This is a genomic window from Shewanella psychropiezotolerans (assembly GCF_007197555.1).
GTDB classification, from domain to species: domain Bacteria; phylum Pseudomonadota; class Gammaproteobacteria; order Enterobacterales; family Shewanellaceae; genus Shewanella; species Shewanella psychropiezotolerans.
The window spans coordinates 5878794-5891090 of record NZ_CP041614.1 but is presented as its reverse complement, the minus strand read 5'-3'; the positions used below and the strand labels follow the sequence as shown (position 1 = coordinate 5891090).

At 47.0% G+C, this 12297-nt stretch carries 10 protein-coding genes; 5 read left to right on the top strand and 5 right to left on the bottom strand.

Going from position 1 to position 12297, the window contains the following annotated elements; all coding sequences use genetic code 11:
- Positions 1–6 precede the first annotated feature (6 nt).
- Positions 7–858 carry a carbon-nitrogen hydrolase family protein gene (locus FM037_RS25680; protein ID WP_229381021.1) on the top strand — a complete coding sequence of 284 codons (852 nt, stop codon included), beginning with the start codon at positions 7–9 and terminating at the stop codon, positions 856–858.
- Positions 859–977: 119 nt separating this feature from the next.
- Positions 978–2300 carry a lactonase family protein gene (locus tag FM037_RS25675; protein ID WP_144048337.1) on the top strand — a complete coding sequence of 441 codons (1323 nt, stop codon included), beginning with the start codon at positions 978–980 and terminating at the stop codon, positions 2298–2300.
- An 86-nt stretch (positions 2301–2386) separates the two neighbouring features.
- Here FM037_RS25675 and rsd read toward each other — a convergent pair whose 3' ends face one another.
- Complete coding sequence (gene rsd / locus FM037_RS25670; protein ID WP_144048336.1) at positions 2387–2854, bottom strand: sigma D regulator; 468 nt, start codon at positions 2852–2854, stop codon at positions 2387–2389.
- Between the two features lie 502 nt (positions 2855–3356).
- Between rsd and hemE the strand changes: the two genes are divergently transcribed.
- Entirely contained in the window at positions 3357–4421 is a 1065-nt protein-coding gene (gene hemE / locus FM037_RS25660; protein WP_144048335.1) for a uroporphyrinogen decarboxylase, read from the top strand.
- 97 nt (positions 4422–4518) lie between these two features.
- On the opposite strand, the gene FM037_RS25655 is transcribed toward hemE, so the two are convergent.
- The 4 genes from FM037_RS25655 to FM037_RS25640 form a co-directional block, all read right to left on the bottom strand.
- Positions 4519–5994: a sensor histidine kinase gene (locus FM037_RS25655; RefSeq protein WP_144048334.1), complete on the bottom strand. Its 1476-nt coding sequence runs from the start codon at positions 5992–5994 to the stop codon at positions 4519–4521.
- 53 nt (positions 5995–6047) lie between these two features.
- Positions 6048–6788 (bottom strand): response regulator transcription factor, encoded by a 741-nt coding sequence (locus tag FM037_RS25650; protein ID WP_144048333.1) that lies wholly within the window; start codon positions 6786–6788, stop codon positions 6048–6050.
- Between the two features lie 80 nt (positions 6789–6868).
- Positions 6869–7597, bottom strand: a complete 729-nt coding sequence (locus FM037_RS25645) for a spondin domain-containing protein (RefSeq protein WP_144048332.1) — start codon at positions 7595–7597, stop codon at positions 6869–6871.
- 11 nt (positions 7598–7608) lie between these two features.
- Entirely contained in the window at positions 7609–8310 is a 702-nt protein-coding gene (locus FM037_RS25640) for a spondin domain-containing protein (protein ID WP_144048331.1), read from the bottom strand.
- A 352-nt stretch (positions 8311–8662) separates the two neighbouring features.
- On the opposite strand from FM037_RS25640, the gene FM037_RS25635 reads away from it, so the two are divergent.
- Positions 8663–11242 carry a sensor domain-containing protein gene (locus FM037_RS25635; protein WP_144049141.1) on the top strand — a complete coding sequence of 860 codons (2580 nt, stop codon included), beginning with the start codon at positions 8663–8665 and terminating at the stop codon, positions 11240–11242.
- 85 nt (positions 11243–11327) lie between these two features.
- A complete protein-coding gene (locus FM037_RS25630) occupies positions 11328–12131 on the top strand; it encodes an SDR family oxidoreductase (RefSeq protein ID WP_144048330.1) in 804 nt (267 codons plus the stop codon).
- The last annotated feature ends 166 nt before the right edge of the window (positions 12132–12297 follow it).

The window sequence follows — 12297 nt, the reverse complement described above, 5'->3', positions numbered from 1 at the left end:
TACCAGTTGCCTGTTACTGCTTTGCTGATGGATGGGATCTATATGTCTAGAGTGGCCATAGTTCAAGAGTCTTCGATCGTATTAAATCGTGATAAAACCATAGACAAAGCCGTGCTGCTTATTCAAGAGGCGGCCTTGTCAGGTGCCGACCTGGTGGTATTTCCTGAAGCCTTTATTTCCGGGTATCCTGCATGGATCTGGCGGCTGAGGCCTGGTATGGACTGGGGGACGAGTGAGGCATTGCATGGGCTATTGCTTGAAAGCTCAGTTAATATTGAGAGCGGTGATCTGGCTCCCTTGTGCGTTGCGGCCAAAGCTAATCGGGTGACTGTGGTTTGCGGTCTCAATGAGCGAGATAATGAGCGCAGCAGGGCGACCCTGTATAACACAGTAGTCGTCATTTCTGAGGAGGGCAAACTAGTCAACCGACACAGAAAACTGATGCCTACCAACCCCGAACGTATGGTGTGGGGGTTTGGCGACGGCTCGAGTCTTAAGGTGGTCGAATCACCCGCAGGCAGGCTGAGCACTTTACTCTGTTGGGAGAACTATATGCCTCTGGCAAGGTACACTCTCTATGCGCAGGGGGTTGAGATCTATATCGCTCCTACTTATGACAGCGGAGATGCCTGGTTAGGCACCATGCAACATATAGCGCGGGAGGGACGCTGTTGGGTGATCTCTTGTGGAGTGGTACTGGAACATAGGGATCTCCCCGATGATTTTCCCGATAAAGATAACTTGTATCCAGACAGTGATGAATGGATTAACCCAGGTGATTCTGTTGTTGTCGCCCCTGGCGGTGAGATTATTGCAGGCCCCTCAGAAAAGAGAAAGGCATACTCTACGCCGAGGTAGATATCAAGTTGGCTGCAATCTCTAAACGGGCATTAGATGTGGTGGGACATTACTCGAGACCAGATATATTTACCTTAAGTGTTAATACCCAAGTACAAAGCTCGATTAAGATTAAATAGATGTTCAATCAAAAACTGATACTCGCCGTACTATGCCTCTTGCTATTGGCATGCAGTTCCGTCACTCGTGATGCTTACTATAAAGATCTGAGCCTCTTCGACATTCGTTTGGATCCCGTGCATGTACTCAGACAGGGTGAAGCTGGGGTCGAAGGTCTAGACAATGCGCGCGCCGCCGTCATTACGCCGGATAAGACTCAGCTGTTAATCGTGAGCGCCGATGATGATTCCGTGACTATCTTCGACCTGGATAAATTGCTCAAGCCGACCCTAAGGCAAGTGATTCGAAGTGGTGATTTGAGTCTTGCACATCTAAATAGTGAAATGGATGTACTGGCCGGAGCCTCTAATTTGGTGCTTTCAGGCGATGGGCAATATGCCTATATCGTTAGCTTCTATGGCAGCTCTTTGCTTGTGCTAAAAAGAGGGCAAGATAATACTTGGTCATTTCATCAACTGCTCAGCGATGGCCTTAGACCGGAGCGAATATTTAAAGATGAGCGCTCCATTGGAGAGTTGGATACCCTTGGGTTACTTGGCGCTTGGGATGTGGCAATAACATCCGATCCCAGGCAAGTATTCGTGACTAGCTATAAGAGCAGTAGCTTGAGCGTGTTCGATCTTACCGATGATGGTAAGGCCAAGCTCAGACAGGTGTTCAGTAGTCACAACAAGTCACTCGATGGAGATGAATACGGGCTAAGTGGAGCCGTGGGAGTAACGGTATCTCCGGACGGTTCTCAGGTATTTACCTCGGCATTTGAAGATAACTCAATAAGCATTTTCACTAGAGACTCCAGCGGCAACTTGGTATGGCTACAAACCATAAATCAAGGAGAACATGGCTTAGATGCATTAGTAAACCCACAGAGTTTGCTCGTCTCTAAAGATAATAATTGGCTGTATGTAGCTTGTTCAGGCACAGGTTCGCTTATGGTTTTTAAGCGTGAGGATAGCGGGCAATATCTGCATATGCAGACGTTAACGGACACTGATGACTCTAGTTCTGAGCTTGGTTCAGGCTTAGCCTTGGTTGGAGCCGGAAGCCTGGCACTGACCTCTGACGGTCACCATCTGTTTGTTACCGCGGAGGCGGACGGTGCATTGAATTATTTCAGCAGAGAACCGAATGGTCATTTGGTTTTCAAACACAGTTTACAGGCGGGTGATTCGAGTGAGGGTCAGGATAAATACAGCGAACTAACCGGGGCTTCTTCGGTAATGCTTACCCCAAATGATGATTTCGTGATCTTGACCTCGGGTGAGGGCAACGCATTAATCATTTACCGTATGGTGAAAGTTGCGATTCTTGAAGAGCGGTAAAAGAAAGCCAAGAAAGACGGGGAGCTTGGCTGGTGCTTACTTTACTCTTATTAGTTATGGGCTATAACTGATATCTATTTCGAGAATTATGAGTGCTTAGTGTGCAGCACTTCCAGTAGCTCATCTTCTAATTCGAAACGGGTTTCCATTGCATGGCCCAGTGATGACAGATCTTTATCAAGTTGATATAGGATTTGGTCATCGACTGATTCGGTATACTTTTCATTGAAATCTAGAGCCGAATCTGTGGTTTCACTTATTCGTGGGACTAGGTTCTGCGCAAGAGATTTACTCGATGTGCCATTTCTCTCACATGCGGTGACAACTCGATCATAAACTTCGAAATGCCCTTCGGAGACATAGTCCACTAACAGGTCACAAAATTCTTTAACTGTCTTAACGGTAGGAAGTGACTTTTCAGTCGATTCATAGGGCGGGATACCGGCAATTTGGCAATAGTTGATCAGTAATTGGCGACGGTTATTAAGCCAATGATCGATAAGAGTGTTAGAGCCGCCCCATTTTCTTTCAGCTTTTTCGAGTTGTTTTAACATGATAGTTCCCGTTTTAAAGTGCTTCCCTGACTTCTAATGTAGGTGACAAACAGGGTATTGATCAACCATTTTCGCTGATATAAGTGAGATATTCGTAAATAGTTAAGATGGCTGTTTTGTATACAGAAAACGAAGTGGGATAGAGAGTTGAATCCCCTAGAAAATAAAATGCCCAGCGATAGAAATCTATCGCTGGGCGAGTAAAGGTTTTGCGGGCTCGATGCGACGAGCTTCTTGATTGTTCTTGCTAGCGCAGACTTTTTATACCAAAGGCTGGAGATGTGTGCAACTTTTTTCTGTCAAATTGAGAACATTAACACTATTTTTTGTCAGGATATTTTACTTTATGATGCTGGAGAGTGCACTGAGGCGGCTCATAGGGGGAAATTTCGTATCTGGGGGGCTTTGTCACATAAATACTCAGATTAAGGTTACTTTATTAACGTAAATGCTAAACTAGCGACCCAAGCGGATATCACTATAAGTTTAGGAATCAAGCCAAATGGCAGAACTAAAGAATGATCGTTATTTACGTGCGTTATTGCAACAACCTGTCGACAGGACTCCTGTTTGGATGATGCGTCAAGCTGGCCGTTATCTGCCAGAGTATAAAGCCATCCGCGCTCAGGCCGGTGACTTCATGTCTCTTTGTCGGGATCAGGATCTAGCTTGTGAAGTGACGCTACAGCCACTACGTCGTTATGATTTAGATGCCGCTATCTTATTCTCTGATATTCTGACGATTCCAGATGCCATGGGTTTAGGTCTATATTTCGAAACTGGCGAAGGCCCACGTTTCCAGCGTCCGACCGACACTATCGATGCCATCAAGAAGCTATCCATTCCGGATCCGGAAGATGAGTTAGGTTATGTGATGCGTGCCGTAAGCACTATTCGTCGTGAGCTTAAGGGTGAAGTCCCGCTGATTGGTTTTTCTGGCTCTCCCTGGACACTTGCCACTTACATGGTTGAGGGTGGTTCAAGCAAGACGTTCGAAAAGATCAAGAAAATGGCCTACGAAGAACCAGCCACGCTGCACATGTTGTTAGATAAGCTTGCCGATTCTGTGATTCTGTATCTGAATGCACAAGTCGCTAACGGTGCTCAATCTTTGATGATTTTCGATTCTTGGGGCGGCGCACTGTCTCACCATGCCTACCGTGAATTTTCACTGCGTTATATGCAGAAGATCGTCGACGGCCTGACTCGTCATGCCGACGGTCGTCAGGTTCCTGTTACCCTGTTCACTAAAGGTGGCGGTCTATGGTTAGAGTCTATGGCTGAGACAGGTTGTGATGCACTGGGTCTGGATTGGACAGTAGATATTGGCGACGCACGCCGCCGTGTCGGTCATAAAGTCGCGCTTCAGGGCAACATGGATCCTTCGGTACTCTATGCTTCACCTGAGCGTATTCATCAGGAGGTGGATCAAATCCTTGCTAGCTACGGTGAAGGAGCCGGCCATGTATTTAACTTAGGCCATGGTATCCATCAACATGTCGATCCTGAGCATGCTGGCGCATTCATCAAGTCTGTGCATGAGCTGTCGGCTCAATACCATAAGTAACTTATAGCTAAAGCAGTAGCGATACGTTATTCGAGAAGACCCGCCTACAAGGCGGGTCTTTTTTTGCTCTCATTTATATGCATAACTCAAATTCAAACTAAATTTTCTGTAACTCAATCTGGAAGCAGCTGCCCTCTCCCGGGGTGCTATCAATATCGATATTGCACTCGAGCAGGCCTAGCAATTGTCTCACTATCGCTAGCCCGACTCCGAGTTGAGGCAAGATATCATCACGTTTAAAGCTAGGTTTATTACGCATCTGTTGCAGTGCCTGCAGCTCATGTTTATGCATGCCAGAGCCGTTATCGGATACGCTGAGCCAGATACGCTGGTGGCTTTGAACTTCCGGACTGGAGTTGGCGACGATCAACTTGATACTTATGATGCCACCCGATGGCGTATAACGAATCGCATTATCGACCAGGTTAGACAGGACTCGCATCAATATCTGAGGATCGGTGAAAATTGATAGGTTCGTGTCTACTTCGAAGTCGAGCTGCACCTTCTGTGTCATGGCACGAGGGGCAAAGTATTGCTTTAATTCTTCCAGTAATAAGCTCAGCTTGGTCTCTTTAAAATCAGGCGTTATCTGGCCGTTCTCCAGTGCAGCTAGCTCCAACATCTGACTCAGAAGTTGCTGTATATATTTGCCTGAGTTGGCGGCGACTTCGATGAGGTCACTGCTGCGTTCATTGGCAGGCAGTAATAGCCAGGTATCGATATAGCCCTGCAGTGAAGTCAGCGGGGTCTTAAGATCATGTGATAGATGCAGCATGAAATCATGCCTCGCTTGCTGCTGGCGATTGATGGCGAGGTGCTGCTCACTTATCTCCTTGAGTAAGCGTTTTATATGCAAGCTTAATTGACGGATCTCTATGCTACCCCGGTAATCGTGAGATAGGCTTAAGCCATCGGCGAGTCTTTGGGTTTCTACCAGACGCAGGTCTTGTTCAAGCCTGGATAGAGGGGCGGTTAAGTATCTGGCCAGTAGGGCGAATAACAGTAAGGCGAAGATACTCGAACCTATGAGCATGCCTCCCCAGATCCGCGGCGCCTGGTGTTCACTGACCAAGGATTGCCACATATCAAAATCTTCGCCGCCTATGATGACGTAGAGGTAACCAGTGATCTTGCCTGCGGCATCTTGCAGATGGGCGGCGGAGAATATCTTATTGCTATCGAGTGAACGAGGGTCCATGCCTTTAATTGGTAGCTCACCACCTCCGATAAAGGCTTCTATGGGTTGAGTCGATACCTGTGGGCGTTTAATTTTCTCTTTGTTTGCATCATAGGCGATGACGTTGCCTTGAATGTCTAAGGTGTAAATCTCGAAACTTGGTCCCAGAAGCATGAAGTCATGAAAGGCTTCTTTTAATGCAGCATCTGAGGTGATCCCTTGAGACAGTAAGGGATTGATGTGCGCCATATGCAGGGCTAACTCTTGGTGCAGAGATTGCTGTACTTGATTACGGCTAAAGTCTTGGCTGAATTGAAACCATTGCCAAACCGCTACTATTAAGATGAAAACAATCATACTCGCCGACAAGAGCAGTCGACTAAATAAACTCTTCATGGTTTAGCCCTTAGATCTATTCACCAGTTTATCGAGCTCATCATCCAGATTCATTAATGGTTCATGGCTTGGGTTGGTGGTGAGAATTTATATCCAACTCCCCAAACGGTTTTCACCAGATCGGCAGTCGATGCACAATGGGATAATTTGGCTCTTAGGCGGTTAATATGGCTATTGACCGTATGTTCATATCCGCTATATGAGTAACCCCACACGGCTTCAAGCAGCTGCATGCGGCTGAAAACTTGTTTGGGATGCTTAGCCATAAACAGCAAGAGATCAAATTCTCTGGCCGTGAGCTCCAAAGTGGTATCGAAGGCAATCACTTCTCGTGTGGTACAGTTAATCGTAATACCATAAAAATCCAGCTGTGATTCCTGCTGATCTTCTATCTGGTGGCTCCTGCGCAGCAAGGCTTTGACCCTAGCCCTCAATTCTAAGACGCTGAATGGTTTAACTAAGTAGTCATCTGCTCCCGCTTCTAATCCGAGTACGATATCGGCCTCAGAATCTTTAGCCGTCAACATCATGCATGGCACTGTTTGGCCCGACTCTCTGAGCTGCTGGCACAACATGATGCCATCTCCGTCGGGAAGCATGCGATCGATGAGAATGAGATCAAATTGCTTTACCTCTAATGTTTCTCTGGCATGTTTCAATGTGGTGCTATGGGACACGCCATAGCTTAAGGTATTGAGATTGAGCTTGATCAAGTTAGCCAGATCAGGCTCATCTTCCACGATTAATATGTGGTGGCTGTAGTGTTCACCAAATACCTTCTGTGTTCCATTCATCTTGAGTCACCCAAAGCAGATCCGTAAATCAATAGACCTGACTCGGGCGATATTTATTTCGAATAATTATCTCGTCGTGTTTATCTCAATCGTTCGATTGAGATAGTCAGAACAGGATTATCGAACCTATGGGAGGCAGATAATACCGAGTCGGTTAATCCATCATCGGCGCTGATGACACCTGGATGAGCATGGACCCTGTCGACATCGTCTCGCATGGCATTAAATCCTTCTCCACTGTCCGCAGGTCCGGGAATGGTTCCCTTGGCTTCGGAGTTGGCTTCGGTGCCTGCATCGTAGGCGATGGAGCTGAATTTCACTGTGGCGTTAACCGCTAGATCCACCAGAGACACGCTATTTAGTCCAGCGAAGGCGTCATTGGTATTAACTAACATGGTTAGCACCGAGATTGAGGCGACCTCATCCGGGCTAAGCTTGAGCTCGATACTCTCCTTCATTCCTGGGAGTAAAATTCCCTGACCCTTGACGAGCGCATCGATACCTTCCATATCGGCAAAGCCAGTGCTATCACCAGACTCGGCTAAGGTTTCCAGAGGAAGACTCGCTGCCCCGCCTGTTTGCCATGCTGTCATGTCTGCCTGGTGTCGTATTAAGGCAATGGGAGACATGGGTTGATTGGCAGTCAAGTTGGTCACTGTGACTCGGTAATCTTGTGTAGGAACTGGTGGCGGTTCGGGTGTCTCCATGGAGTCATTGTCATTATCTGAACATGCACTCAGAGTAAACAGGGTGGCGAACACCAGAGATGCTGTGAGTCGCTTATGGGTCATTTGTTTGATTATGCTCATGATTTAGCCCCTTATTTAACGACCACGACGACTCTTGCGACCGGGTTCAGCCATCTGTGGATGCGACTATCGACGTCACTCATGCCACCTGCTGTATCGGTATCACCTAATACTCCCGGATGGATATGGACGTTTGTATTACTGCTGCTGTCCATTAAGCCGGTGCCATTAGTGCCGCCATCGCCTCCTGGTGCTGCCGGGATCCCCGGTGTACCTGGCATGCCGCCGCCATTGATAATTTCATCATTCGCTTCGGTGCCGGCATCATAAGCATTGAGGTTAAGTGTATAGGTGCCTGCTGCTGTTGGTATCTCCCATGCGTCCAGGCCGATGAATGCATCGTTTGTCGGCAACACCATGGCGACTATCGACAGATGGGTCATCGTCTGGGTATCTAGCATTATGCCGCTGGTTTTAGCACCCGCTGCCAAGAGTCCCATGGCCGGATTCTCCACCGTTATCTCATTGTTGCCCATCGCTGCTGCGGCTAAGTCGGCAATGTCTCCTCCCTCTGCCATCTTCTGCAGTGCGGGACTGGCCATCTCACCGGATTGGAAAAGATGACTGGCATCACCGTGGGCTGTGATGAGGATAGGGGTAAAGTGGTTGCCATGGGTCAAGTTGGTGATGCTTATCTCTAAATCGGCGGCAGAGACTGGAATGCTCATCATACTGCCGAGTATTAACAGGCGAGTGGCGTGGTTTAGATTCATGGTGGATCTCCTTGTAGACGAATCGATTAGGTATCATTTGATTGTTACAAAGTGATGTCACCGGGTTGTCGCGACTTAATCACAAGTTAGATAAGAAAGTATCACGAAAGTGTCACATCTCATTTTTGGATTAATTATGATTGTTTCTTTCTTTATTGGTCGTCTTACTGAGCTATATCAAGAGAGGTTGCTAGGAAAAAATGCACTCTATTGCCTACTTTAGCAACGGGCAAAGCGAAACGGGTTTTATCCGTGATGTAAATGGGGTATTTTGCATGTCGAAGTTATGGAAGCGCTATTCAATTTAGTGGCTTCCGCCGTTAATTTTCAACGTTTATCGCTGCGAGATAAGATGCATATAGGAAAAAAACTGATCGTCTTTGTTGTAGGCTTCTGCATGCCTGCAATGATTTCTGTTTCCTACTGCTTAAGCATGTGGTTCGATCATAGGGTCGAGTCTTTAAAGCTAAGCACTTATAACACTGAGTTAGTCACCATACAATCTCAGCTGGATAAAGATATCAAGCAGCTGGAGTTACTCGCCAATATCTATGCTGTGCCCCTGTCGGAGCTAAGCCCAATTAAGAGAGTTACCTTAGATGAAGCCTGGCGAGCGAGCAGGATATCTGAGCATCTCAGCCTCTTCTACCTCAATGAGGGGCAGCTAAAGCCATTTTCTCCACTCTATGACGACGTGATGTCATTTGAGCTCAAGCCTATTCCCGGTTATCTGTCACACGGGACTTCTTCCCATTCGGGTGTGTATATGGATAAAGGCATCGGCTATATAGTGAGTGTTGTGCCGATCGAGCCAGATAGGTCGGTCATTATGGTGAGGAAGCTGACCGCTGAATATCTATCGAGCTATGGCTTACAAGGCATAGTGAGCCGGATAATTATCCTAGATGGTGCCGCGCCAGATTTACGGGCTAACCCGATTAGGGACACCTCAGTCCTCGAGTTACCAAGCCTGATCTATGATAAGCCTGTGCACCTGGAAGTCAGCTTCTCTGACAAGGCTTTCAACCAAGTACAATTAAAATATGATCTGGTATCGATAGGCATCGTTTGTGTGGGGATATTGATACTCATTGCAGGTTATATCTGGTTGAACTTAGGGTTTATACGTCCTTTTCATCGCTTGATGACACAGCTGGAGGAGATCGATCCCACGGCTAAGACTTATACGCCTCTGATAGGGGGTGGTTGCTCCGAACTCGTGGTGATGGCTGACAGGATTAATACCTTGTTGGCAAAGATTTTTCAACTGAAAGAACGTTCAAAAACCACCTTAGAGTCGATTGCCGAAGCTGTGATATTGACCGACATAAAGGCCAAGGTGGTGTACTTAAATCCTCAGGCGGAGCGGTTACTCGGGGTAAAGAGTCCCTATGCTATAGGGGTAACAGTCGATGTATTGCTTAAAACAGATAAGAGTATCAATGAAGATTTGTTCAAGTTTATGGCGAGTCGAGCACAGGCCCCGGTACTGAGTAAACTCAAGCTGCAAGGCGAATCGACACGGATAATGGAACGCAGCATAAGTAACCTGCTTAATCATAAGCAGTTAGTGATGGGAAGCGTTATTTTGCTCAGAGACATCACTCAGGAGGAGCTGCTCAAGCGTAAATTACGTCAGCGAGCCAACTTTGACCCGATCACGTTCCTGCTTAACCGCCGGGCTTTCGAAGAGAGGTTAGAGGAATTTAGCCTTGGCGCTCAATCGATCGCTATTTGCTATTTTGACTTAGAGCAGTTTAAGTTAATTAATGATTCTTGTGGCCATAGCGCGGGAGACAGGATGCTGGCCATGGTGGCCAGAGCGATGCAATCTTGCCTGACTCAAGATGAGATGCTAGCCAGACTAGGTGGTGACGAGTTTGGCTTAGCCATCCGGGATCATAGCGCCTTGGAGGTGGCTCAGTTAGCCAAACGTATAGTTGCCAGTGTGTCGATGCAAGTGTTGCGGGATAATGCCTGCCATTATAAGGTCGGTGTCAGTGCCGGGATCGCCATAGCCAGGGCGCCTTACATTTCGGCGAAAGAGCTATTGAAAGATGCCGATATTGCCTGTCTTGCCGCAAAAAGTAAGGGAAGTAATCAGGTTCACTTCTATGATGATAAAGATAAAGAACTGATCTGTCAGCGTAATGCGCCTATGTGGGCGGTAAGAATTGGTCAGGCGATAGAGCACAATGAACTCTTGCTTTACTATCAACCTATTAAAGGTATGGGCTCGGGCAAGCATAGACAGCGGATGGAGATCTTGCTGCGTATTCAAGAGCCCAGTGGACGAATATTAGCTCCGGCGCAATTTATTGCCGCCGCTGAGCGCTTTAAATTGATGACTGATGTTGATAAAGAAGTGATTAGAAAGGCTTTTCTCTGGCTATCTCTGCATGAAGATATCTGGGAAGACCACTGTATCTCTATTAATCTATCGGGCAATAGCCTAGGCGCTGAGGGCATGGTGGATTACATTATCGAGCAGTTCGAGCGTTTCGCCATACCCAGTGAGTGTATCTGTTTCGAGATCACCGAAACCAGTGCGATTCAGAACCGAAATCGGGCCATGGATATGCTTGAATACCTGAGGAAGTTGGGTTTCTCTTTCGCGTTAGATGATTTTGGTAGTGGCTTCGCCTCCTATGGTTACCTCAAGGAGCTGCCTGTTGACTATGTGAAGATAGATGGTTGCTTCGTGAAAAACTTAGCCACTAATGCGAAAGACTACGCCATCGTTAAGTCTATCCACGATGTCTGTGGTGTTATGGGCATAGAGACCGTTGCTGAATTTGTGGAAAATCAAGATATTATCGATAAATTGCAAGAGATAGGAATTAACTACGCCCAGGGTTATGCCATAGGACGCCCCCAACCTCTGTCCAGTTATCGGCCCAGCAGATCGGTATCTCAGCGTCTGACAGCATGAGTTAGCAAATATTCAATCTTTGAACTCGGTGTGTGATTTTATCTATGCTATATACTTAGATAAAATCATTATTCAAGGAATGAATATGGAAGGCCTGACAGATAAAGTCATCATAATCACAGGAGCCTCTGAAGGGATAGGACGAGCGCTGGCACTCGCCTTGGCACCCTTGGGCTGTAAGTTAGTTTTGAGTGCGAGAAATGAGTCCAGATTACTCTCACTCGCTCACGAGGTTGCCAGTCAAGGACACGAGCCTTGCATTTTTGTCGCAGATGTCACCAGTAAGTCACAATGTCAACAACTCGTCGATACCAGTATCGAGTATTTCGGTCGCCTCGATATCTTAGTCAACAACGCGGGCATGACCATGTGCTCTAAGTTCGATGATCTCATCGAGCTTGATATTCTTGAACGTATCATGAAGGTTAATTACTTAGGCCCTGCCTATTTGACCCATGCAGCCTTACCCGAACTCAAGAGAAATCAAGGTCAGGTGGTTATCGTCGCCTCGGTAGCAGGCCTCACCGGGGTGCCTACCCGTTCAGGATATGCAGCCTCAAAACATGCGGTAATAGGCTTCTTCGATTCACTTAGAATCGAGCTTGTCGATGATAATGTCGCCGTTACCACTATTTGTCCGGATTTTGTCGTCTCTGAGATACATAAACCTGCCCTGGATAGCCATGGACAGCCATTAGGTGGTTCGACTGTGCAGGAGTCGAAGATACTCTCGGCGGAGGAGTGCGCCAAGATGATGGTGCCAGTGATATCCAGTCGAGGCCGACTACTTATCACCTCGATGAGAGGTCGTTTGGGGCGTCTGCTCAAACTGTTTGCGCCACGTTTGATAGACAAGATAGCAAGAAGTGCGGCAGCCTCCGGGCATTAGGCTCAAGAATCATAGGATTCCATATCTATGCCCTTCTGGTCAGGAAGACTAAAACTCTTCAATTAACCATTAAATGGTCATGATTTAGTTGAACGGCTTTTTATTAAAATGCTTGTAGATACAAGGCCAGATATTTATGTATCTGGCCTTGTATAATCAAAGTGAT